This window comes from Pseudomonas urmiensis, from assembly GCF_014268815.2.
Taxonomy (GTDB): Bacteria; Pseudomonadota; Gammaproteobacteria; order Pseudomonadales; family Pseudomonadaceae; genus Aquipseudomonas; species Aquipseudomonas urmiensis.
Window position 1 is genome coordinate 4112451 of sequence record NZ_JABWRE020000001.1, and the last position, 23354, is coordinate 4135804.

A 23354-nucleotide genomic window follows, 5' to 3' on the forward strand; every position below is an offset into this window, starting at 1 on the left:
AAACAACAAAGCCCGCACAAGGCGGGCTTTCTTGAAAGTTCCGAATACAAACAGAGTCGTGACGGAACAGCTAGATGGTGCCGGAGACAGGAATCGAACCTGCGACCTTCGCGTTACGAGTGCGCTGCTCTACCGACTGAGCTACACCGGCGTGTTGCGCAACGTACCACTGCCGTGGCGGTTTCGCAAACTGCTGGTTTTTAGTCAGAACTTGCTGGGTGCTGAGGGCCTCATCGCGGGGCAAGCCCGCTCCTACAGCGGGCTTGGTGGCCGGGGCTTAGCCGGCTTTGCAGCCGCTCGGGGCCAGGTCTTCTTCGATGTTGGTGGTGCAGGTCCAGCCGCTGGCGGCGCGGGTCAGGGTCAGGGTTTTGCCCATCACGCTGGCCGGGCCGTCGGCCAGGGTGCAGGTGATGGCGCCGGTGCCACTGGCGGCTGTGCCTTGGGCGGTGATTGCGCAGTGCGCGGTGGCGGGTTGGCCGCCGAGGGCCGCTACATCCGTCACGTCCTTGCCTTCGTTCAGGCGCAGGTCCATTGCGGTCTTGAGGGCTGAAATTTCTAGCAGCCCGGCGGCGGCTTTGGTGCGCGATTGGTGGTTGGTGTACATCGGCACGGCGATGGTGGCGAGGATGCCGATGATCGCGACGACGATCATCAGTTCGATCAGGGTGATGCCTTGTTGGCCTTTCATGAACGCGTTTCCTTGTTGATTCGGCTGAGCCTTCATCCACTGTTGGACGCCAGGCTGGCAGGCGCGCAGTAGGCCTCATCAGACACCTTTTGTCACCCCTGCCCGGCTGGACGTCATGTTCGCTGAACTACTCTAGTGACCATCAGGGAAACCCGCCCACGCAGGGGCACGGCAAGCTGTTACCGGGCTTGTCGCACGTGCAGCAAGGAGCTTATCTATGCGCCAAACAACACGGCTTTACGCCTGGCAAGGCATCGATGCCAACGGTGCGCGGGTCACGGGCCAGAGTGAGGGGCGCAGCCCGGCGTTGGTGCGAGCGGGGTTGCTGCGCCAGGGCATCAGTAATGCGCGCTTGCGCCCGGCGGACGGGCTTGGCTGGCGGTTGCCGGCGCGGCGGGAGAAGGCCGATGCGGCGGGATTCAGTCGGCAGTTGGCGACCTTGCTCAAGGCGGGGGTGCCGCTGCTGCAGGCGTTCGAGGTGATGGGGCGCAGTGGGGGCGATGAGAGCCTGGGCAAGCTGCTGACGCGATTGAAACAGGATGTGGCGGCGGGCATGGGGCTGGCCGATGCGTTGCAGCGCCAGCCGGGGTGGTTCGATCGGTTGTACTGCAATCTGGTGCGGGTGGGTGAGCAGTCGGGCACGCTCGATGGCCAGCTGGAACAGCTGGCAGACATGCTGGAGCAGCGCCAGGCGCTGCAGCGGCGGGTGCGTAAGGCGATGCTCTATCCGGCGCTGCTGTTGCTGACGGGCTTGGGCGTGTCGGCGCTGTTGCTGCTGGAGGTGGTGCCGCGCTTTGAGGGGCTGTTTGCCAGTTTCGGCAAGGCGCTGCCGGCGTTTACCCAGTGGGTGATCGATTTATCCACAGGCTTTGGGCTGCATGGGCCTTGGCTGTTGGTGGTGTTGCTTTTGCTCGGTGTAGGTGGGCGCCAGCTGTATCGGCGCCATGCCGGGGCGCGCTTGTGGATATCTCGCCGGGCGCTGGGTATTCCGCTGCTTGGGCGGTTGCTGGGGCATGCGGCGATGGCGCGGTTTGCGCGCAGTTTGGGCACGGCGTATTCGGCGGGGGTGCCGCTGTTGGATGCGTTGGGCACGGTGGCAGCGGCGAGTGGCGCCAGCGTGCATGAACAGGCGATTTTGCGGCTGCGCCAAGGCATGGCCAATGGGCAGGCGCTGCATCAGGCGATGGCGGGGGAGCGGTTATTTGCGCCGTTGTTGGTGCAGCTGACGATGATTGGTGAGTCCAGCGGCACGCTCGACCAGATGCTGGGCAAAGCGGCCAGCCATTATGAGGAACAGGTCAGCCAGGCGCTCGACCAGTTGACCGGCCTGCTGGAGCCAGCCATCGTGCTGATCCTTGGCCTCCTGGTGGGTGGCCTGGTGGTTGCCATGTACCTGCCAATCTTCCAGTTGGGTAGTTTGATCTGAACATGAATCTGTGGACTTTCCTGGCTGTGCAGCCGGTTTACTTCTTGGTGTTGGCCACAGTGCTGGGGCTGCTGGTGGGCAGCTTTCTCAATGTGCTGGTGCATCGTTTGCCGATCATGCTCGAGCGCCAGTGGCAGCGTGAGGCGCAGGAGGTGCTCGACCTGCCTTTGGTCGAGCACGAGCGCTTCAACCTGTCTTTGCCCGCTTCGCACTGCCCGCACTGTGGGCATCGGATTCGGCCGTGGGAGAACATTCCGCTGTTGAGCTACCTGTTGCTGCGCGGGCGCTGCTCGGCGTGCAAGGGGGCGATCAGTGCGCGCTATCCGTTGGTGGAGCTTGCGTGTGCGGGGCTTTCGCTGGTGGTGGCGTGGCACTTTGGGCCGGGGGTGCAGGCGTTGACGGCGTTGCTGCTGACCTGGTGTTTGCTGGCGTTGAGTTTGATCGATGCTGAGCAGCAGATCCTGCCGGATGTGCTGGTGCTGCCCATGGTGTGGATCGGGCTGATCGTCAACGCCTTCGGCGTGTTTGTGGCGCTGGATGCGGCACTGTGGGGCGCGGTGCTGGGGTATTTGAGCCTGTGGAGCGTTTATTGGCTGTTCAAGCTGGTGACCGGCAAGGAGGGCATGGGCTATGGCGACTTCAAGCTGCTGGCGCTGATCGGCGCCTGGGGTGGCTGGCAGGTATTGCCGGTGACGCTGGTGCTGTCGTCGGTGGTGGGGGCGCTGATTGGCTTGTGTTTGCTGCGTTTGCGTAAGGCTTCATTGGGCACGGCGATGCCTTTTGGTCCGTATCTGGCCATTGCGGGGTGGATTGCCGTGCTCTGGGGTGATGAAATGTACGCCTCATACCTGCAACTGCTTGGATTCTGATGACCACTGCGGCATTTACCCCTTGGATACTGGGCCTGACCGGCGGCATCGGCAGTGGCAAGAGCGCCGCTGCCGAGCGCTTCGTGGAGCTGGGCGTGCACCTGGTCGATGCCGATCAGGCGGCGCGCTGGGTGGTCGAGCCGGGCCGGCCGGCGTTGGCCAGCATCGTCGAGCGCTTTGGCGCGGGGGTGTTGCTGGACGACGGGCAGCTGGATCGCTCGGCCTTGCGCCAGCTGATCTTTGCCGACCCAAGCCAGCGGCGCTGGCTTGAACAGCTGCTGCATCCGCTGATTGGCCAGGAGATTTTCAGTTACCTGGCCAAGGCCGAGTCGCCGTATGCGGTGTATGTGTCGCCGCTGCTGATCGAGTCGGGGCAGTACCAGAAGACCCAGCGCGTGCTGGTGATCGATGCGCCGCCAGAATTGCAGGTGCAGCGTACCTTGCTGCGCGATAACACCAGCGCTGAACAGGTGCAGGCGATTCTGGCGGCGCAGTTGGCGCGCGAGGAACGTTTGCGCCATGCCGATGATGTGGTGGTCAATGACCGCGACCTGGCCGGGTTGCACGAGCAGATTGACCGCCTGCACCACTTTTACCTGACTTTACGAGGAGGCCAGCCATGAGCCAGCCGTTGTCCGTTGATTGCCCGACCTGTGGCGCACCTGTGGAATGGAGCGCGAAGAGCCCGAACCGGCCGTTTTGCTCGGACCGTTGCAAGCTGATCGACCTGGGGGCGTGGGCGGCTGAGGAGCATAAGATCCCGGTGGCGCCTGAGGCTGAGGATGACTTGTATTCGGGGGATCTGGAACCGCGGCATTGATGGGTGGTGGGTCAGTTATGGCCCTATCGCGGGGCAAGCCCGCTCCCACGATAAGCCAAGCGCGCAATGCGTGGGAGAGGGCTCCCACGATAAGCCAAGCGCGCAATGCGTGGGAGAGGGCTCCCACGATGAGCCAAGCGCGTAATGCGTGGGAGCGGGCTTGCCCCGCGATAGGGCCGGCACGTCTCAGGCGTCATCCTTCCACGGCGCCTGCAGATAACGGGTACGGTTAAAAGTCTCCAACCACTCAGGGCAAAACACCACCAAGGCGCTGACCACCATCCCATTGATAAACGCCTCGGGAAAGATGATCAGCCACAGGTAACCGACAAAGTCCGTCAGCCACTCGGGCATGGCAAACCGCCCATCCAGCCACAACAACCCCATCGCCGCCAGCAGGCACAGCAGCGCCGACAACGCCGCGGCAAAGAACCCCGAACAGAAGATATAAACGAACAGGTTACGCGGCTGCGCGCGCTCGACCAGGATGGCGCACACCTCGGTGATCAATACCGGCAGGCCAATGATCAACAGGCCGTTGACCCCAAGTGCCGCCAGATCCTGGCGCCCCAGCGCCATCAGCCCGAGCTGGGCGAAAAACCCTCCAAGAATCGCCAGCGGCCAATCCAGCAACAGGGTCACTGCCGTCATGCCAATAAAGTGATAAGACACCCCGGTATCGAAATCGCGCCTGACCAGCCACAAGGCAAACAGGGCGAACACCGTGCCGAACAGCAGATGCTGGCGGCGCCGATCGGTGAACAGCTCGACCCAACGGGTACGCGCCACCGCCCAGAGCAGTAGCGGAACGTAAGCCACCCAGCCCAGGGTCAGGCTGGTGGTGGACAGGACTTGTGCGCTGATCACCTTGACCTCACTCCCCTTTCAGACAGCTTCGAGTCTACACCCTGGGCCGATTCCTACCGGCAAACAACACCTTACCGTCACAGATTAGCGGCTAAGCTTGTGCACATGGATGACTCAGACTACCTGCGCCTGCTTACCATCCAGGCCGAACAAGCCAATGCGTTCCTGTCCAATGCCCGCAAATGGGAACGCGAGCGTTGGGTGTGCCAGCGCCTGCTGCAAGGGCTGAACATTCCCTACCGCAACGAAGACTTCACCCCGGCCGGGCAAGAACCACCCGATGTGCTGTTTCGCGATGCGGCGTTCGAGGTGTTTTTCGTGCTCGATGAAGGCCGTCGGCTCAATGACGAATGGCGCGAGGAGCTGCAGCGCCGGCGCAGTGCGTTTTCCCTGAGCCAGCTGGTGCGCCGCGAGGCGCGGCCCCGGCGGATCAGCGCCCAGGAGCTGCTGGTACGCCTGGCGCCGACCTTGCGCAAGAAGGCGCACAACTACCGGGAACGGGGCCTGGAGCTGAACGAGCTGGATATCATCGCTTTTGCCAGCCTCAAGCGTGAGGTGCTGGATTTGAACAGCCACTTTCCGCCGCCCACCGAATATTTGCGCCAGGGCTGGCGTTCGTTGTCGTTGGTCGGGCCGACCTTCGCCCGGGTGCTGTTCGCCCACCCGGATGCGCCGGATTTCCTGCGCGGCAACTTGGGGCGCAGTATTGTGTTCGATGTCGGTATCAGTCTTTGATCCAGTGCCGAGAGTCTTTGCAATGGCGTACACTCGGCGCCAGAGATAGAAAGCATTATCATTCGTTATCAAGACCCTGCGCGAACCCTGTAGCCTTTGCGCAGTCACATGCGTCTACCTGACGAGGCCCACCATGACCAGCCGCCTGAATCCTGAAGATCAGCGTCGCGTCGATGAGTATCTCAAAGCCCCTCAGCATCAAGTTGAGCGCAAGCCGTTTCGGCCCTTGCTGCTCCTGGCGCTGGTGGTTGGGGTGACCATTGGTCTGGGCCTGTTGAGCCGCCTGCTGAGTGGACTGGTGCTATGAGCTGCCTTGCGCTCGCCCTCCGCTCGCCGACGGCGCCGCCTCTTGGGGGCACGAATTCGTTAAACCTTATGAGATATTTCCATGACTCATCGCATCGTGATTGTCGGCGGCGGCGCCGGCGGCCTGGAACTGGCGACCCGCCTGGGTAAAAGCCTGGGCAAGCGCAACAAGGCCGAGATCACCCTGGTCGACGCCAACCTGACGCACATCTGGAAGCCGCTGCTGCACGAAGTGGCCGCCGGCTCGCTGAACTCCTCGGAAGACGAACTGAACTACGTGGCCCAGGCCAAGTGGAACCACTTCAATTTCCAGCTGGGGCGCATGAGCGGCCTGGACCGTGAGAGCAAGCAGATCCAATTGGCGGCGACCCTCGATGAAGACGGCCGCGAGCTGCTGCCTGCGCGCACCCTGGGCTACGACAGCCTGGTGATCGCCGTGGGTAGCAACACCAACGACTTCGGCACCCTGGGCGCGGCGCAGCATTGCCTGTTCCTGGATACCCGCAAGCAGGCCGAGCGCTTCCACCAGCAGCTGCTCAATCACTACCTGCGCGCTCATGCCGGCGACGTGGCGAGCGAGAAGATCAGCGTGGCGATCGTCGGCGCTGGCGCCACCGGTGTCGAGCTGGCGGCAGAGCTGCATCACGCTGCGCACGAGCTGGCGGCGTATGGCCTGGACAAGATTCAGCCCAAGGACATGCACATCACCATCATCGAGGCGGGCCCACGGGTGCTGCCGGCATTGCCTGAGCGGATCAGCGTGCCGGTGCACAAGACCCTGGAGAAACTGGGCATCACCGTGATGACCAACTCTGCGGTCAGTGAAGTGACTGAAGATGGTTTGAAAACCGCCAGTGGCGATGTGATCCAGGCGAGCCTCAAGGTGTGGGCGGCGGGCATTCGCGCGCCGGGCTTCTTGAAGGATATCGATGGGCTGGAGACCAATCGGATCAATCAGCTGGTGGTACGCCCTACGCTGCAGACCACGCTGGATGACGATATCTTCGCCTTTGGCGATTGTGCCGCCTGCCCGCAGCCGGGCAGCGATCGCAACGTGCCGCCCCGTGCACAGGCGGCGCACCAGCAGGCCTCGATGTTGGTGAAGAGCTTCCAGGCGCGGCTTGAGGGTAAGGCGCTGCCGACTTATGCGTACAAGGATTACGGCTCGCTGGTGTCGCTGTCGCGGTTCTCGGCGGTGGGTAACCTGATGGGCAACCTGACCGGTAGCGTGATGCTCGAAGGCTGGTTGGCGCGGATGTTCTATGTGTCGCTGTATCGGATGCACCAGATGGCGCTGTATGGGACGTTCCGTACCTTGATGCTGATGCTCGGCAGCCGAATTGGGCGTGGGACTGAGCCGCGCCTGAAGTTGCACTGATCGTTTGAGATTTTGGGGCCGCTGTGCGGCCCTTCGCGGGCAAGCCCGCTCCCACAGGGATTTGCGCTGTACCTGTGGGAGCGGGCTTGTCGGGGCGCCGAACCGCCGCGATGGGCCGCTGTGCGGCCCCAAAAACTACTTAACGACGCGGTAGGTGCTCTGCACAAAGCCGCTCTCAAAACTGGTCGTACGCAGGTGCTGCAACTGCACATCCCGCGCCAGCTCGCCAAACAGCGCAATGCCGCGCCCAAGCAACACCGGGATATGGGTAATGGTCAGCTCATCCACCCGCCCCTCGCGCAAAAAGCCCTGAATCAACTTTCCGCCATCCAGGTACAGGCTCTTCGCCCCAGTAGCCGTCAGATGCTCGAGCAAGGCTGGAATCGGCCCCGGATGCAGCTCGATGCCCTCCCCCAACCCAGCAGGCAGCGCCTTGAGCGTTTCGCTCAGCACCACCACACGCTTGTTCGGATAAGGCCACTCGCCAAACGTCAGCACCTTGTCGAACGTGCCACGCCCCATCACCAGGGTGTCGACGCTGGCCATGAACGCCCCATAGCCATGATCATCACTGGAGCTGGTAGCGCCCATCAGCCAGTCGAGGCTGCCGTCTTCGCGGGCAATGAAGCCATCCAGGCTGGTGGCGATGAAAACGCTGGCTTTCAATGGCATGGGCTCGCTCCTTCGGTTGAATACGAAGGCTAGCAAGAGAGGCGGGATAAAATCGAGGCAAAAGAAAAAGGGCATCTCAGTCGAGATGCCCTTTTTACATGGTGGGTCGTGTAGGATTCGAACCTACGACCAATTGGTTAAAAGCCAACTGCTCTACCAACTGAGCTAACGACCCTGAAAATGGTCGGGGTGAGGGGATTCGAACTCCTGACATCCTGCTCCCAAAGCAGGCGCGCTACCGGACTGCGCTACACCCCGAGATTGGCTCCGCGACCTGGACTCGAACCAGGGACCCAATGATTAACAGTCATTTGCTCTACCGACTGAGCTATCGCGGAACTGAACTTCGGTACATCTCTACAGCTTCGAAGTCTGTGTTAGCTTCGATCTCTTTGGCTATCCGCTTTCGCGTTGTCGCTGCTGAGGCCGGCTATTCTACATTCTTCGTTTTGCTTGTCAACCACTTTTTTTCATTCAACTTACTGATTTCTAAGTTGTTTTGCGATCACCGATGTTGCTGGTGATTCGCTTAGTGCCTGACAGCGGGGCGTATATTAGGGGCACTCGAATTTTGATGCAAGCAAAAATTTCAAAATTTTCAGCAAGTTATCAAGAAAGGTGGTGAGGCCCAGGTTTTTCGGGGGTTGGGCGGGCTTCATCGCGGGGCAAGCCCGCTCCCACGCACCCCAGACACGCGCACAGACACGCGCCGTAAATGGCTGTGAGAAGCTTCGTGGGAGCGGGCTTGCCCCGCGATGAGGCCGGCAAAGGCTCAAAATATTTTCCAAAACACAAAAAAAAGCCCCGCTTTCGCGGGGCATTTTTTTTAGGCAAAGACGATTTCGTCGCCTTCGACCTTGGCGGTAATCGCCGAACCTGGCAAAAACTCGCCTGCCAGGATCAACTGCGCCAGCGGGTTCTCGATCCAGCGCTGAATCGCACGCTTCAGTGGCCGTGCGCCGTACACCGGGTCGTAACCGACGGCGATCAGCTTGTCGGTCGCCTCTGGGCTCAGGCTCAAGCTCAACTCGCGTTCGGCCAGGCGGCTGCGCAGGCGGCCGAGCTGGATTTCGGTAATGCCGGCGATCTGTTCGCGGCCCAACGGCTCGAACACCACCACTTCGTCGATGCGGTTGATGAACTCCGGACGGAAGTGGTTACCCACCGCATCCATCACCGCCGCACGCTGCGCCTCACGATCACCGACCAGCTCCTGGATCTGCGCCGAGCCGAGGTTGGAGGTCATCACGATCACCGTATTGCGGAAGTCCACCGTGCGACCGTGGCTGTCGGTCAGGCGACCGTCTTCAAGCACTTGCAACAGCACGTTGAATACATCCGGGTGAGCCTTCTCGACCTCATCCAGCAGCACCACGGCATACGGCTTGCGGCGCACGGCTTCGGTCAGGTAGCCGCCCTCTTCGTAACCGACGTAGCCTGGTGGTGCACCGATCAGGCGAGCCACGGAGTGTTTCTCCATGAACTCGGACATGTCGATACGCACCATCGCCTCTTCAGTGTCGAACAGGAACTCGGCCAAGGCCTTGCACAGTTCGGTCTTACCGACACCGGTCGGGCCAAGGAACAGGAACGAGCCACTTGGCCGGTTCGGGTCGGACAGCCCGGCACGCGAACGGCGCACCGCGTTGGCCACGGCAGTGACCGCTTCGTTCTGGCCGATCACCCGTTGGTGCAGCAGCTCTTCCATCTTCAGCAGCTTCTCGCGCTCGCCTTCGAGCATTTTCGCGACGGGGATGCCGGTCCACTTGGAGACCACTTCGGCGATCTCTTCTTCAGTCACCTTGTTACGCAGCAGCTGGTTCTCGGTCTTGCCGTGCTGGTCGACCATCTGCAGGCTGCGCTCCAGGTCCGGGATCACCCCGTACTGGAGTTCGGCCATGCGGCTCAGGTCGCCTTTGCGGCGAGCGGCTTCCAGCTCCTGGCGGGCCTGCTCGATCTTTTGCTGGATCTGCGCCGAGCCCTGTACTTCGGCTTTCTCCGAAGCCCAGATCTCTTCGAGGTCGGAGTATTCACGCTCCAGCCGCTCGATTTCTTCGGTGAGCTTCTCGAGGCGTTTCTTGGCGGCCTCGTCTTCTTCTTTCTTCAGCGCCTGCGATTCGACCTTGAGCTGGATCAGGCGACGGTCGAGGCGATCGAGCACTTCCGGCTTGGAGTCGATTTCCATGCGGATGCGGCTGGCCGCTTCGTCGATCAGGTCGATGGCCTTGTCCGGCAGCTGGCGATCGGTGATGTAGCGGTGGCTGAGCTTGGCCGCTGCGATGATCGCGCCGTCGGTGATGGCCACCTTGTGGTGCACTTCATAACGCTCTTTCAGGCCGCGCAGGATGGCGATGGTGTCTTCCTCGCTCGGCTCTTCGACCAGCACCTTCTGGAAGCGCCGCTCAAGGGCTGCGTCCTTCTCGATGAACTGGCGGTACTCGTTGAGCGTGGTAGCACCCACGCAGTGCAGCTCGCCACGGGCCAGGGCCGGCTTGAGCATGTTGCCGGCGTCCATGGCGCCCTCGCCTTTACCGGCGCCGACCATGGTGTGCAGCTCGTCGATGAACAGGATGATCTGGCCTTCCTGCTTGGACAGCTCGTTGAGCAGGCCTTTGAGGCGCTCTTCGAACTCACCGCGGTACTTGGCGCCAGCGATCAACGCACCCATATCCAGGGCCAGCAGGCGTTTGCCTTTGAGGCCGTCGGGCACTTCGCCGTTGATGATGCGCTGGGCCAGGCCTTCGGCGATGGCGGTTTTACCCACGCCAGGCTCACCGATCAGCACTGGGTTGTTCTTGGTGCGGCGTTGCAGCACCTGCACGGTACGGCGGATCTCGTCGTCACGGCCAATCACCGGGTCGAGCTTGCCTTCTTCGGCGCGCTTGGTCAGGTCGACGGTGTACTTGTCCAGGGCCTGGCGCGACTCTTCGGCGTTGGCGTCATTGACCGCCGCGCCGCCGCGCAGGTTGTTGATGGCGTTCTCCAGAGCTTTTTTGCTCACGCCCTGGCCGAGCAGCAGTTTGCCGACCTTGCTGTTTTCATCCATGGCGGCGAGCAGCACCAGCTCGCTGGAGATGAACTGGTCGCCCTTCTGCTGGGCCAGGCGGTCAGCCTGGTTGAGCAGGCGCGCCAGGTCCTGCGACATGTTCACGTCGCCGGTGGGGTTCTGGATTTTCGGCAGTTGGTCGAGCTCTTTGCTCAACGCCGTGCGCAGGCTGTTGACGTCGAAGCCAACCTGCATCAGCAGCGGCTTGATCGAGCCGCCTTGCTGGTCGATCAGCGCCTGCAACAGGTGCAGAGGCTCGATGGCCGGATGGTCCATGCCAACGGCCAGGGATTGGGAATCAGATAACGCTAATTGCAGCTTGCTGGTTAAACGGTCTATTCGCATGGGGATACCTTCCTATAAGGGCAGGCCGGAGCGATGGATACACCTGATGAAGAAACCTGCCTGAGATAACCAGTAGATTGGGTTGATTGTGCAAGATTCAAGCGTAGCGGGATTGACTGGAGTCAGTCAGGACGTTTCCACGGGCACCGGACAGATGCACAAATGCCGTAGGCGCGGCGTTCAGGAGGTTGCGCCGGCGAGCCACACCAGAGAAGCGAAACGCCCGCCTTGCGGCGTACGTCGATAAGAGAAGAAACGCGGATCGCTGACCGTGCAGAAACCACCGCCATAAACAGCAGTGACGCCACGCGCCGCCAGGCGAATACGCGCCAGCTCATAGATGTCGGCCATCAACTTGCCAGGACGCTCACCTGGCACGAAGGCCCGCGCTGCCTCGGGATGCACCGCAGTGAAGGCATCACGCACTTCCAGCCCGACCTCGAACGCCTGCGGGCCAATCGCCGGGCCGAGCCAGACCAGCACCTGCTCAGCAGGCACTTGCAGGCGATCGAGCGTGGCTTCCAGCACACCCCCGGCCAATCCGCGCCAGCCAGCGTGGGCCGCGGCCACGCGGGTGCCGGCGCGATCGCAGAACAACGCAGGCAGGCAATCGGCAGTCATCACGGTGCAGGCGATACCGGCTTGATCGGTCCAGCTGGCATCAGCTTCGGCAACTATCGCCGGATCGGCATCCGCCACCACCAATCCATGTACCTGCTTGAGCCAGGCCGGCTGGATGGCGAATTGATCGCTCAGGCGACGACGGTTCTTGGCAACCGCTGCCGGGTCATCGCCCACATGGTCGCCAAGATTGAGGCTTTCATAAGGAGGCAGGCTCACCCCGCCCTCACGGGTAGTGACGCAGGCGTGCACCGTGGCCGGGGCCGGCCAGTCGGGGCGCAACAACTGCGTCAGACCGTTCATCCGATAAAGCTGCCGCGGTCGTCTTGCAGCAGGGTCAGCAGCTCGACGAAGTCATCCGGCAGCGGCGACTCCCACTTCATCACCTGCCCGGTGGTGGGGTGCTTCAAGGCCAGGAAGCGTGCATGCAGGGCCTGACGCGGGAAGTGCTTGAGCGCTTGGACCATGTCCTGGTCGGCCGCCGGTGGAATGCGGAAGCGTCCACCATAAGTCTGGTCACCGACCAGCGGGAAGCCGACGTGGGCCATGTGCACACGAATCTGGTGGGTACGGCCGGTTTCCAGCTTGACCCGCACATGGGTGTGCGAACGGAAACGCTCAAGCACGCGATAGTGGCTGACCGCAGGCTTGCCGCCTTCGGTGACCGCCATGCGCTGGCGCGCGCCGCCGTGGCGACCGATGGGGGCGTCGATCTTGCCACCGGAGGTGACCACGCCAATCACGATGCACTCATAGATGCGGCTGACCGTACGGCTCTGCAGCTGCTCGACCAGTTTGGTCTGCGCTTGCAGGGTCTTGGCCACCACCATCAGGCCGGTGGTGTCTTTGTCCAGGCGGTGGACAATGCCCGCACGCGGCACGTTGACGATATCCGGCACGTGGTGCAGCAGGGCATTGAGCAGGGTGCCATCGGCGTGGCCAGCCGCCGGGTGCACCACCAAGCCTGCCGGCTTGTTGATTACCAGGATCTGCTCGTCTTCGTAAACGATGTCCAGTTCGATGTCCTGGGCGATCCACTCGCCCTGGGCTTCCTGTTCGGCTTCAAGGGCCAGAACGGAGCCACCATGGACGATGTCGCGGGGACGAACGACCTGGCCATCGACCGTCAGGCGGCCATCTTTGATCCAGGAGGACAGGCGCGAACGCGAGTACTCGGCGAACAGTTGGGCGGCGACCTGGTCGAGGCGTTGACCGCCCAGTTCGGACGGCACCTCTGCGCTAAGTTGAATGATCTCGGACATGCTCGATTCGGCGGGCGCACAGCCTTTGGTTTCAACTGCGCGCTTGTGGTTAAATACGGCTTCTTTTGCCCCGGGGTTAGGCCGGGGGCGCTCATCATAACAGGACGGCACCGCCCAAGACAGCGGCCGTCAAAGGACGCAAGCCGCCATGCAAGTGAAACACCTGCTGCTGATCGCCATCCTCGGGCTCACCGCTGCCTGTTCCTCGAACAAGGAAGTGATTGACGAGAACCTCAGCGAAGCCGAGTTGTACCAGCAGGCGCAGGCCGACCTGGACAACAAGAGCTACACCAGCGCCGTGAACAAACTCAAGGCCCTGGAATCGCGCTACCCGTTCGGCCGCTACGCCGACCAGGCCCAGCTCGAGCTGATCTACGCCAACTACAAGAACTCGGAGCCAGAGGCGGCCAAGTCGTCTGCCGAGCGCTTCATTCGTCTGCACCCGCAGCACCCGAACGTCGACTACGCCTATTATCTGAAAGGCCTGACCTCGTTCGACCAGGACCGCGGCCTGCTGGCGCGCTTCCTGCCGCTGGACATGACCAAGCGTGACCCAGGCGCTGCCCGCGACTCGTACAACGAGTTCGCCCAGCTCACCAGCCGCTTCCCCAACAGCCGCTACGCGCCGGACGCCAAGCAGCGCATGATCTACCTGCGCAACCTGCTGGCCTCCTACGAAATCCACGTTGCCGACTACTACCTGAGCCGCCAGGCATATGTAGCCGCCGCCAACCGTGGCCGCTACGTGGTCGAGAACTTCCAGGAAACCCCATCGGTCGGCGACGGCCTGGCGGTGATGGTCGAGTCTTACCAGCGCCTGCACCTGGACGAGCTGGCTGCCACCAGCCTGGAAACCCTCAAGCTCAACTACCCGAACCACCCAAGCCTGGTCGATGGCAACTTCGAGCCTAAGCAGGACGAGGCTGATGGCCGTTCGTGGCTGTCCAAGGCCACCCTGGGCCTGATCGAGACCGAAACCCCGCTGCCGCCGGGTGAAACCCGCGCCAACCAGGACGTGGTCCGTCAGTTCAAGGATGCCCGTTCGGAAATGCCGCAAGACTTGCTGCCCAAAGACGAGAACGGCGACCCGATCCTGCCGGAAGGTCCGAAAGAAGCCGAGAAAGGCCGCTCCTGGTTCAGCTACGCGACCTTTGGTCTGTTCGACTGATTCAGTGCAGCAGCAGAAAGGGAGGCCCAGGCCTAATGCTGTTCACTTAAGGCCCTTGTCGCCTGCTTTGGGGCCGCTTTGCGCCCCTTCGCGGGCAAGCCCGCTCCCACAGGTGTAGCGCCGCTCTCAAGTTAAGCGCTTTACCTGTGGGAGCGGGCTTGCCCGCGAAGGGGCGCAAAGCGGCCCCAAAATCTTTAGTGAACAGCATTAGTCCCAGGCCTCCCTTTTTTCATGCCCGCGTCCTAGACTGTGGCCTCTATTTCTCGACAAGCTGGACACCATGGTTCGCCTACTCTTCTGGATCGCCCTGATCGCCGCCGCGTTCTGGCTGTGGCGCAAATTCAAGCTCAGCCAGCAATCACGTCCTGAGCAGAAGCTCGATGACCCGCTGAAGATGGTGCGTTGTGCGCATTGTGGCGTGCATCTGCCCAATGACCGGGCCTTGCAGCAGGGTAGCCAGTGGTATTGCAGCCAGGCGCATCTGGAGCAGGGGCCTGAGCAGAAGCACTAATCCGGCCGGCCACTCGCGGGGCAAGCCCGCTCCCACGCCAGATCAATGATCTGTGAGCAAACGGGGGAGCGGGCTTGCCCCGCGAGTGCATTCTGACGGCACAGACTTCGGCACATATCTCTCCCCGACCCTTCCACACTATTTACGACCCCTCCCCCACCGCCACCATTGACCCACCCGAGCAAAATTCGCTAAATCCTATTTATCCGCATAAATATGAAAAATTAGCAGCCATGCTCAAACCCAAGCGCAAACGCCAGAAGCTCTCCGACATGATCGTCGAATCGGTGAAGCGCTCGATCGTCACCGAGGCCCTGCACCCGGGGGACCGCCTGCCCACCGAGCGCGAGCTGATGGAGCACTTCGAATGCTCCAAGGGCACCGCCCGTGAAGCACTCAAGGCCCTCGAAGTCGAAGGCCTGGTCAGCACCCGCACCGGCCCCACGGGCGGCGCCTACCTCAATGAAGTCGGCACTGAACCGGCTAGCCGCGCCCTGCGCAACTACCTGCACTTCCAGCACCTGGATGGCGAGCAGGTCTACCAGTTGCGCAAGGTCATCGAAGTCGAGCTGGCGGTGTCGGTGATGGGCAAGCTGAGCGAAGACGACTACGCCGCCCTGCAAGCCAACATCGATTTCTGCAGCGCCCCGGAAGACAGCGAAGAGGGCCAGCGCGAACAACGCCTGGCCGAGCTTGAGTTCCACACCCTGCTCGCACGCCGCTGCCCCAACCCGTTGCTGAGCTTCATGGCGGTGTTTCTCAACGACCTGCTACGCGACCTGGTGGTGCTGAAAAAAGCCTACCTGCCCAAGCGCCAGCAGTTCGCCGCAGCCAACATCGACTACCACAAGCAACTGTTGCTGGCATTACGCGCCAGCGACGAACAGGCCGTGCGCCGTCTGATGCACGAGCACATGTGCGACGCCGAACACCATATGACCGCGCTCGAAGGCGAGGTCGCCCGCAACTTCCTGCTGGAGTTCGATCACCACCACTGATCCGCCTGGACAGAGGCCTGCGCACAGGCCCAGCCGTACCCGCTTTGTCATTGCCACTCCTGCCTAATAACCACAACCAAGGAGTTACTCATGCAAAGACGTACCCTGCTCAAGGCAGGCCTTGCCCTGGGTGCCCTCGGTAGCCTCCCCCTCGGAGCGCACCGGGCATTCGCCGAAGAGCCGCTGACCTTCTACGGACTGAAGTCGATGTCCGGGGCGTTTGCCAGTTATGGCAAATACGCCGACATGGGTTCGCGCCTGGCCATTGCCGAACACCCGCAATTGCTCGGCCGACCGTTGAAGTACAAGGTCATCGACACCGAGGGCAACGCCGGTAAAGCGGTACGCAAGGTTCAGGAAGCCATCGGCCAGGATGGCGCGCGCTTCTTCCAGGGCTGCACCCTGTCCTCCTCGGCGCTGGCGGTGTCCAAGGAGATTCACAAGGCCGGCGGCGTGTTCATGACCCCGGTCGGCGCCGACGAGATCACCGGCAAGGACTGCAACAGCTCGACCTTCCGCTGGTCGGTGCCGACCTACGGCGCCATTCGCGAAACCCTGGTGCCGATGATCAAGCTGCTGCCCGAGGCCAAGCGCTGGTACACCATCACCCCGCAATACGTGTTCGGCGATGCCCTGCTGGACAACGCGCGCAAGGTGTTCGCCGAGCACGGCATCGAACACATCGGCAACAGCTACCACTCGCTGCAGGAGCAGGAGTTCTCCGGCTACCTGACCAACGCCATCGCCTCCAAGCCCGACGTACTGGTGTTGCTCAACTTCGGCAGCCAGTCATCCAACGCCCTGCGCCAGGCGGTCAATTTCGGCATCAAGGAGCGGATGAAAGTGCTGCTGGTGTGGTCGGCCGGCCTGGATCAGTTCCAGGAGCTGGGCAGCGATGTACTCGAAGGCGTCTACCTCGGCGCGCAGTACTGGCACCAGGTCGACACCCCGCTGAACCGCGAGCTGGTCGCAGCCACCCGCAAGGCCTACGGCATCAACCCCAACTACCCGCTGGCCGCCGACTACATCGGCACCAAGGTCATGCTCGAGGCCATCGTCAAAGCCGGCAGCCTCGATGGTGCGGCGGTATCCCAGGCGCTACAGGGCATGCGCTTCCAGGGGCCGACCGGCGAGGAGCTGATCCGCCCCGGCGATCACCAGGTGCTCAAGGACTACTACCTGCTGCGGGGCAAGCCGCAGGCGCAGATGCGCGATGAAGACGATTTGGCCGAGGTGCTCAGTGCCGGCCGCTCGTTCGTCGAGGTCGATCACACCGGTTGCGCCCTGGCCTGAGCCGCGGCGCTGGTCCCATTTTTTGCACAGATGCAGGCGCTCGGCGCGCTGCAGAGGGCACTTCCATGCTCGATTTGTACCTGTTCCAGCTGCTCAACGGCCTAGGGCTGGGGATGATCTACTTCCTCATCGCCGTGGGCCTGACGATCATTTTCGGCCTGCTCAACTTCGTCAACTTCGCCCATGGCGCGTTCTTCCTGCTCGGCGCCTACCTGTGCTACACCGCCGTGGCCCTGACCGGTAACTTCTGGCTGGCGCTGCTGATCGCGCCATTGACGGTGGCGGCCTTGGCCTGGGCGGTCGAGCGCGTACTGATCAAGCGCATCTATCACCTGCCACACACCTTCCAGATCCTCGTCACCCTCGGCATCGCGCTGATCATCCAGGAGGCCTCGGTGCTGATCTGGGGCCCGGTCGGCAAGCACATCGCGGTGCCACCCGAGCTGCGCGGGGTGCTGATCGTCGGCGACTTCATCTACCCCTACTACCGCCTGTTCCTGATCGGCTTCGCTGCGCTGATCGGCCTGGGCCTGTGGCTGTTGCTGGAGCGCACCCGCTTCGGCGCCCTGGTGCGGGCCGGCAGTGAAAGCACCGAAACCGTGTCGCTGCTGGGCACCAACATCTTCCGCCTGTTCTCCCTGACCTTCGCTCTCGGCGTGGGCCTGGCCGGTGTCGCCGGGGTGCTGTTCGCGCCGCTGCGCGGTGCCCAGCCGTTCGTTGGCCCGGAGATCCTCGGTATCGCCTTCGTGGTGGTGGTGATCGGTGGCATGGGCTCGTTCGGCGGCGCGCTGGTGGGCGGGCTGCTGGTGGGTGTGGTGCAAAGCATGATGACCAGCCTCTGGCCGCAAGGCGCCAGCCTGATGATCTACGGCGCGATGGCGGCGGTGATTCTGGTTCGTCCCTACGGCCTGTTCGGGAGAGCATGAACATGACTGACAAGAATCCACTGGCAGTGGCCAAGGGTCACGGCCCTGCCCTGCTGTTGCTGCTGATCGTCAGCCTGATCGGCCTGCCGCTGATCTTGCCGTCGGCGACCCTGGCTACCGAGATCCTGATCTTCGGTCTCGCCGCGCTGGCCTGTAACCTGCTGCTGGGCTACACCGGGCTGCTGTCGTTCGGCCAGGGCATCTTCTTCGGCGCGGGTGCCTATGGCGCGGCGCTGCTGATGATCCACCTGCACTGGGGCATGCTCGGCGCGCTGGTCGGCGCGGCGCTGTTCGGTGCCCTGTTGGCGTTGCTGGTCGGCGCCTTGGCGATCCGCCGCAAGGGCATCTACTTCGTCATGCTGACCTTGGCCTTCAGCCAGATGGCGTATTTCCTCGCCTACACCCTGAGCGGCTGGACCGGCGGCGACAACGGCCTGCTCGACGTGCCACGGCCCAATATCGAGATCGCCGGCCATGTGCTGGTCGACCTGGCTAACCCCCGGCACTTCTATGCCTTCGTCGCCGTGTTGTTCCTGCTGATCTTCGCCGGCGCCCTGCGGGTGATCCGCTCGCCGTTTGGCAGCACCTTGCTGGCGATCCGCGAGAACGAGACCCGCGCCGCGGCGATTGGCTATGACATCCGCCACTTCAAGATCCTGGTGTTCATGTTGTCTGGCGCCATCACCGGCATCGCCGGGGCGCTGTACGCGATGCTGCTGCACTTCGCACCGCTGTCGAACATCGACCTGATGATGAGCGAAAACATCCTGATCATGACCATCGTCGGCGGCACCGGCTCGCTGTTCGGCTCGCTGCTGGGCGCCGGCGCCATCGTCGTGCTTGGCGATGTGCTGTCGGAGCTATGGCCGCGCTGGCTGATGCTGCTGGGGGCGATTCTGATCCTGGTGGTGGTGTTCATGCGTGGCGGCTTGTGGGGCGGCCTGGCCGACCTGGTCAAGCGCCTGCAACCCTCGCGCACCCTCGATGCCAAGACCAAGGAGACCCTGTGATGAGTGAATTTCTCCTGGAAACCCGCAATCTGCAGTTGGCCTATGGGCCGTTCCGCGCAGTCGATGGGGTTGACCTGAAGGTCCGCGCGGGCACCATCCACACGGTCATCGGCCCCAACGGCGCCGGCAAGACCAGCCTGTTCCACTGCCTGACCGGCGAGCGCCAGGCCACGGCTGGCAAGATCCTGTTCAACGACCAGGACATCATCCGCAAACCCTCCCATGGCCGGGTGGCGCTGGGCATGGCGCGCTCGTTCCAGCTCACCAGCCTGTTCCAGAACCTCAGCGTACGCGAGAACCTGCGCCTGGCCGCGCAAGGCCGCGATGGCCTCGGTGCGCTGAACTTCTGGCGCAGTGTCGAGCACAAGCGCAGCCACTGGGACACCGCCGACCAGGTGCTGGAGCGGCTCAAGCTCAACGGCCGCGCCGAAACCCTGGCGGGTGAGCTGTCGCACGGCCAGCAGCGGGTGCTGGAAGTGGGCATGTCGATCTGCGCCAAACCGACCTTGCTGATGCTCGATGAGCCCACCTCGGGCATGGGCATCGATGACATTCCGGTGATGACCGAGCTGATCAGCGACCTGGGTCGCGACCACACCGTGCTGCTGATCGAGCACAACATGAGCATCGTCATGTCGATCAGCCAGCGCATCACTGTCATGAGCCACGGCCAGATCCTGGTCGAGGGCACCCCGGACCAGGTGCGCAACGACGATCGCGTGCGCACCGCCTACCTTGGAGAGGCCGCCTGATGCTCAGCGTCGATTCGATCCATTCCTACTACGACAAGAGCCATGTGCTCGAAGGGGTCTCACTTAAAGTCGAGGCCGGTGAACTGGTGACCCTGCTCGGACGCAACGGCGCCGGCAAGACCACCACCCTGCGCAGCATTCTCGGCATCGTCCGGCCACGGCAGGGGCAGATCCAGTTCAACGGCCAGGCGTTGGTCGGCCGCGAGATCTTCGACATCGCTCGCCAGGGCATCGCACTGGTGCCCGAGCATCGCGGGATCTTCCGCCAGCTCAACGTCGAGGAGAACCTGAAGATTGCCGCGCGCAAGGACAGCCGCTGGCAGCTGGAGGATGTCTACGCGATGTTCCCACGGCTCAAGGAGCGCCGGCGCAACAATGGCTTTGCCCTGTCTGGCGGTGAACAGCAGATGCTGGCCATCGCCCGTGCGCTACTCAACGACCCGAAACTGCTGATTCTCGATGAACCGACCGAGGGCCTGGCGCCGGTGATCGTCGATGAGCTGGTGAAGATCCTGCGGCGGATCAAGGACGAAGGCCTGTCGATCCTGCTGGTGGAGCAGAACCTCAAGGTCTGCGACGCACTCGCCGACCGCCACTACGTGCTCGAACAAGGCCGGGTGGCCTACCAGGGCAGCGCCGAGCAGTTTCGCGCCGACCCGAGCATCAAGAACCGCTACCTGGCCCTGAGCGCCTAGCCCCGGACGCTGTGCAGACACTACAAAACCCTGTGGGAGCGGGCTTGCCCGCGAACAAGGGCGCAGCCCTTGCCATCCCCCGATGAGGCCTGAACCGGCCTCTTCGCGGGCAAGCCCGCTCCTACAGGGTCCCTGCTAAATCCATGAGATTTGCATTAGGAGAGATGGACCATGAATACCCGCATCGATCCCTCGCAACACCTGCTTGGCCAAGGCGCGCTGGTCAGCCGCGAACGCCTGTGGCAATCGTTGATGGACCTGGCCCGCCTGGGTGCCACGCAAAAGGGTGGCGTGTGCCGCCTGGCCCTGACCGACCTCGACCGTCAGGCGCGCGACCTGTTCGTGCAGTGGTGCACGGATGCCGGATGTACGGTGAGCGTTGACGCCATTGGCAATATCTTCGCCCGTCGGCCGGGGCGTAATCCTGACTTGCCACCGGTGATGACCGGCAGCCATATCGACACCCAGCCCACCGGCGGCAAGTTCGACGGCTGCTATGGGGTGATGGCCGGGCTGGAGGTGATCCGCACCCTCAATGACCTTGGCCTGAGCACCGAAGCGCCACTGGAAGTGGTGGTGTGGACCAACGAGGAGGGCTCGCGCTTCCCGCCGTGCATGATGGGTTCAGGCGTGTTTGCCGGCAAGTTCGGCCTGCAGGAGACCTTGGACAAGGTCGACGATCAGGGGCTGTCGGTGGGGGCTGAGTTGCAGCGCATCGGCTATGCCGGCCCACGCGTGCCGACCGGGCATGCGGTGGGCGCCTATTTCGAGGCGCATATCGAGCAGGGGCCGGTGCTCGAAGACCTGCGTACCACGATCGGCGTGGTGCAGGGCTGCCTGGGGCAGAAGTGGTTCGACCTGGTGCTGACCGGCGTCGAAGCCCACGCCGGCCCTACCCCAATGCGCCTGCGTAAAGACGCCTTGGTCGGCGCCGCTGAAGTGGTCGCGGCGGTCAACCGCATCGCCCACGCTCACCAGCCGCACGCCTGTGGCACGGTCGGTTGCCTGAACGTGCACCCTGGCTCGCGCAACGTTATTCCTGGGCAGGTGCAGATGACCATCGACCTGCGCCACCTCGACCCCGGCCACCTCGACGCGATGGTCGCCGAGGTGCGCGAAGTGATCGAGGCGAGCGCGGCCAAGCATGGCCTGAGCGTCGAACTCACGCCGACTGCCGACTTCCCCCCGCTGTACTTCGCCAAGCAGTGCGTCGATGCCGTGCGCCAGGGCGCCCGCGAGCTGGGCCTGAGTCATATGGATATCGTCAGCGGCGCTGGCCACGATGCGATCTTCGTCGCCGAGCTGGGCCCTGCCGGGATGATCTTCGTGCCGTGCGAAGGTGGTATCAGCCATAACGAGATCGAGAACGCCGCGCCCCAGGATCTGGCCGACGGCTGCGACGTGCTACTGCGCGCCATGTTCCAGGCCGCCAATCAGGGAGCCCATTGAGATGACTGGCAAGACCGCTATCGGCGAACTCACCGCCGTCGAACTGCTTGAGCTGTTCCGCCAGCGCCAGCTGTCACCTGTCGAGGTAGTTGACGATGTACTGGCGCGCATCGATCGCCACAATCCGGCGGTGAACGCCTATTGCCATGTCGACGGCGAAGGCGCTCGCGCTGCCGCCCGCGCCAGCGAACAACGCTGGCAGCGCGGCGAACCCTGTGGCCGGCTGGATGGCGTGCCTGCCTCGATCAAAGACCTGACCCTGACCCGTGGCATGCCTACGCGCAAGGGCTCGCTGACCACCTCGGCGGCTGGCCCTTGGGAGGTGGACGCGCCCTTCTCTGCCTTCATGCTTGAGGCCGGGGCGGTACTGGTGGGCAAGACCACCACGCCGGAGTTCGGCTGGAAAGGCGTTACTGACAATCCGCTGTATGGCATTACCCGCAACCCCTGGGACACGCGCCTGACCGCAGGTGGCTCGTCGGGCGGTGCGGCGGCGGCGGCAGCGCTCAACCTTGGCGTGTTGCATCAGGGCAGCGATGCCGGTGGTTCGATCCGCATTCCCTGTGCCTTCACTGGCACCTTCGGGATCAAGCCGACCTTTGGTTATGTGCCGCAGTGGCCGGCCAGCGCCATGACCCTGCTGTCGCACCTGGGGCCGATGACCCGAACGGTCGATGATGCGGTGCTGATGCTCGATTGCGTGGCTCGGCTCGATCCACGCGACGGCCTGGCCGGGGCGCCGCGGCAGGTGCCGTGGTTAAGTGACGATCAAGATCTGAGCGGCCTGCGCATCGCCTACAGCGCCGATTTTGGCTACGTGAAGGTCGATCCGCAGATCCAGGCGCTGACCGCGCAAGCAGTGCAACGCCTGGCGCGGTTGGGCGCGCAGGTGGAGGAAGTCGATCCGGGCTTTGCCGATCCGCTCGATACCTTCAACACCTTGTGGTTCGCCGGGGCGGCGCGGCTGGCCAGCCAATTGTCGCCGGCGCAGCGTGACCTGCTCGACCCAGGGTTGCGCTGGATTGCCGAGCGCGGTGCGGATATCAGCCTGAGTCAGTACACCGAGGCACTGGAAGCACGGGCTGAGCTGGTGGCGCGGATGAATGCCTTCCATCAGCGCTATGACGTGCTGGTGTCGCCGATGATGCCGCTGGTGGCGTTCGAGGCCGGGCACAACGTGCCGCCTGGGTCAGGCATGGGCCAGTGGATGGAATGGACGCCGTTCAGCTATCCGTTCAACTTGACCCAACAGCCAGCGGCGTCGGTGCCTTGCGGGTTTACTCGCGAGGGGCTACCGGTGGGGCTGCAGGTGGTGGCTGGGCGATTTGCCGATGAGCAGGTGCTGCGGGTGTGCAAGGTGTATGAGCAGCATTATCCGAGTCGGCATTTGCAGGCGCCAGTCGAGGGTTAAGCGGTGCCTTCGCCATCGCTATCGCGGGGCAAGCCCGCTCCCACGCCAAGTTGCAAGCTCGCATACGTCAAGTGGCCCTGCGTGGGAGCGGGCTTGCCCCGCGATA

23 protein-coding genes and 4 tRNA genes are annotated in these 23354 nt (G+C 63.1%); 17 read left to right on the forward strand and 10 right to left on the reverse strand.

From position 1 onward, the window contains the following. Positions 1-75 precede the first annotated feature (75 nt). Positions 76-151, reverse strand: a tRNA-Thr gene (locus tag HU737_RS18535). A 126-nt stretch (positions 152-277) separates the two neighbouring features. Continuing rightward, positions 278-688 carry a pilin gene (locus HU737_RS18540; RefSeq protein WP_186553698.1) on the reverse strand — a complete coding sequence of 137 codons (411 nt, stop codon included), beginning with the start codon at positions 686-688 and terminating at the stop codon, positions 278-280. A 217-nt stretch (positions 689-905) separates the two neighbouring features. Between HU737_RS18540 and HU737_RS18545 the strand changes: the two genes are divergently transcribed. From HU737_RS18545 to yacG, 4 genes are read left to right on the forward strand one after another with little or no spacing between them, the layout of a single operon-like run. Continuing rightward, complete coding sequence (locus HU737_RS18545) at positions 906-2114, forward strand: type II secretion system F family protein (RefSeq protein WP_186553697.1); 1209 nt, start codon at positions 906-908, stop codon at positions 2112-2114. Between the two features lie 2 nt (positions 2115-2116). Beyond that, positions 2117-2983: a prepilin peptidase gene (locus HU737_RS18550; RefSeq protein ID WP_186553696.1), complete on the forward strand. Its 867-nt coding sequence runs from the start codon at positions 2117-2119 to the stop codon at positions 2981-2983. Then, positions 2983-3606, forward strand: coding sequence for a dephospho-CoA kinase (coaE, locus tag HU737_RS18555; RefSeq protein ID WP_186553695.1), 624 nt, complete (start codon positions 2983-2985; stop codon positions 3604-3606). The genes HU737_RS18550 and coaE overlap by 1 nt, the downstream gene beginning before the upstream one ends. Beyond that, the gene (gene yacG, locus HU737_RS18560) at positions 3603-3803 is read left to right on the forward strand and encodes a DNA gyrase inhibitor YacG (protein ID WP_186553694.1); all 201 of its coding nucleotides are present in this window, start codon (positions 3603-3605) and stop codon (positions 3801-3803) included. The genes coaE and yacG overlap by 4 nt, the downstream gene beginning before the upstream one ends. A 186-nt stretch (positions 3804-3989) precedes the next feature. Here the strand turns inward: yacG and HU737_RS18565 are convergent, their stop codons facing one another. Further along, complete coding sequence (locus HU737_RS18565) at positions 3990-4670, reverse strand: energy-coupling factor ABC transporter permease (RefSeq protein WP_186553693.1); 681 nt, start codon at positions 4668-4670, stop codon at positions 3990-3992. A 105-nt stretch (positions 4671-4775) separates the two neighbouring features. Between HU737_RS18565 and HU737_RS18570 the strand changes: the two genes are divergently transcribed. The 3 genes from HU737_RS18570 (at position 4776) to HU737_RS18580 (ending at position 7089) form a co-directional block, all read left to right on the forward strand. Continuing rightward, a complete protein-coding gene (locus tag HU737_RS18570) occupies positions 4776-5405 on the forward strand; it encodes a DUF1780 domain-containing protein (protein ID WP_119138311.1) in 630 nt (209 codons plus the stop codon). Positions 5406-5538: 133 nt separating this feature from the next. Continuing rightward, positions 5539-5712, forward strand: a complete 174-nt coding sequence (locus HU737_RS18575) for a DUF3094 family protein (RefSeq protein ID WP_186553692.1) — start codon at positions 5539-5541, stop codon at positions 5710-5712. An 81-nt stretch (positions 5713-5793) separates the two neighbouring features. Further along, positions 5794-7089, forward strand: a complete 1296-nt coding sequence (locus HU737_RS18580; RefSeq protein ID WP_186553691.1) for an NAD(P)/FAD-dependent oxidoreductase — start codon at positions 5794-5796, stop codon at positions 7087-7089. Between the two features lie 135 nt (positions 7090-7224). On the opposite strand, the gene HU737_RS18585 is transcribed toward HU737_RS18580, so the two are convergent. The 7 genes from HU737_RS18585 to rluD form a co-directional block, all read right to left on the reverse strand. Further along, positions 7225-7761, reverse strand: a complete 537-nt coding sequence (locus tag HU737_RS18585) for a dihydrofolate reductase family protein (protein WP_186553690.1) — start codon at positions 7759-7761, stop codon at positions 7225-7227. Positions 7762-7860: 99 nt separating this feature from the next. Then, positions 7861-7936 (reverse strand) — tRNA-Lys (locus HU737_RS18590). A 6-nt stretch (positions 7937-7942) separates the two neighbouring features. Further along, positions 7943-8019 (reverse strand) — tRNA-Pro (locus HU737_RS18595). Positions 8020-8023: 4 nt separating this feature from the next. Continuing rightward, positions 8024-8099: transfer RNA gene (locus tag HU737_RS18600), tRNA-Asn, on the reverse strand. Between the two features lie 488 nt (positions 8100-8587). After that, entirely contained in the window at positions 8588-11152 is a 2565-nt protein-coding gene (clpB, locus tag HU737_RS18605) for an ATP-dependent chaperone ClpB (RefSeq protein WP_186553689.1), read from the reverse strand. 180 nt (positions 11153-11332) lie between these two features. Further along, positions 11333-12076 (reverse strand): peptidoglycan editing factor PgeF, encoded by a 744-nt coding sequence (gene pgeF, locus HU737_RS18610; protein WP_186553688.1) that lies wholly within the window; start codon positions 12074-12076, stop codon positions 11333-11335. Next, positions 12073-13035: a 23S rRNA pseudouridine(1911/1915/1917) synthase RluD gene (gene rluD / locus HU737_RS18615; protein ID WP_186553687.1), complete on the reverse strand. Its 963-nt coding sequence runs from the start codon at positions 13033-13035 to the stop codon at positions 12073-12075. Before rluD ends, pgeF begins: the two co-directional genes overlap by 4 nt. A 148-nt stretch (positions 13036-13183) precedes the next feature. On the opposite strand from rluD, the gene HU737_RS18620 reads away from it, so the two are divergent. The 10 genes from HU737_RS18620 (at position 13184) to HU737_RS18665 (ending at position 23248) form a co-directional block, all read left to right on the forward strand. Further along, a complete protein-coding gene (locus HU737_RS18620; protein WP_186553686.1) occupies positions 13184-14203 on the forward strand; it encodes an outer membrane protein assembly factor BamD in 1020 nt (339 codons plus the stop codon). 280 nt (positions 14204-14483) lie between these two features. Continuing rightward, a complete protein-coding gene (locus tag HU737_RS18625) occupies positions 14484-14714 on the forward strand; it encodes a PP0621 family protein (protein ID WP_186553685.1) in 231 nt (76 codons plus the stop codon). Between the two features lie 233 nt (positions 14715-14947). Then, a complete protein-coding gene (locus HU737_RS18630; protein ID WP_186553684.1) occupies positions 14948-15712 on the forward strand; it encodes a FadR/GntR family transcriptional regulator in 765 nt (254 codons plus the stop codon). Between the two features lie 90 nt (positions 15713-15802). Continuing rightward, positions 15803-17005, forward strand: coding sequence for an ABC transporter substrate-binding protein (locus tag HU737_RS18635; RefSeq protein ID WP_186553683.1), 1203 nt, complete (start codon positions 15803-15805; stop codon positions 17003-17005). Between the two features lie 65 nt (positions 17006-17070). Then, positions 17071-17931: a branched-chain amino acid ABC transporter permease gene (locus tag HU737_RS18640; RefSeq protein ID WP_186553682.1), complete on the forward strand. Its 861-nt coding sequence runs from the start codon at positions 17071-17073 to the stop codon at positions 17929-17931. Positions 17932-17933: 2 nt separating this feature from the next. Beyond that, the gene (locus tag HU737_RS18645; RefSeq protein ID WP_186553681.1) at positions 17934-18941 is read left to right on the forward strand and encodes a branched-chain amino acid ABC transporter permease; all 1008 of its coding nucleotides are present in this window, start codon (positions 17934-17936) and stop codon (positions 18939-18941) included. After that, the gene (locus tag HU737_RS18650) at positions 18941-19693 is read left to right on the forward strand and encodes an ABC transporter ATP-binding protein (protein ID WP_186553680.1); all 753 of its coding nucleotides are present in this window, start codon (positions 18941-18943) and stop codon (positions 19691-19693) included. The genes HU737_RS18645 and HU737_RS18650 overlap by 1 nt, the downstream gene beginning before the upstream one ends. Beyond that, positions 19693-20388, forward strand: coding sequence for an ABC transporter ATP-binding protein (locus HU737_RS18655; protein ID WP_186553679.1), 696 nt, complete (start codon positions 19693-19695; stop codon positions 20386-20388). The genes HU737_RS18650 and HU737_RS18655 overlap by 1 nt, the downstream gene beginning before the upstream one ends. A 171-nt stretch (positions 20389-20559) precedes the next feature. Next, the gene (locus HU737_RS18660; protein ID WP_225915622.1) at positions 20560-21837 is read left to right on the forward strand and encodes a Zn-dependent hydrolase; all 1278 of its coding nucleotides are present in this window, start codon (positions 20560-20562) and stop codon (positions 21835-21837) included. Between the two features lies 1 nt (position 21838). Continuing rightward, positions 21839-23248 (forward strand): amidase, encoded by a 1410-nt coding sequence (locus HU737_RS18665; protein ID WP_186553678.1) that lies wholly within the window; start codon positions 21839-21841, stop codon positions 23246-23248. The last annotated feature ends 106 nt before the right edge of the window (positions 23249-23354 follow it).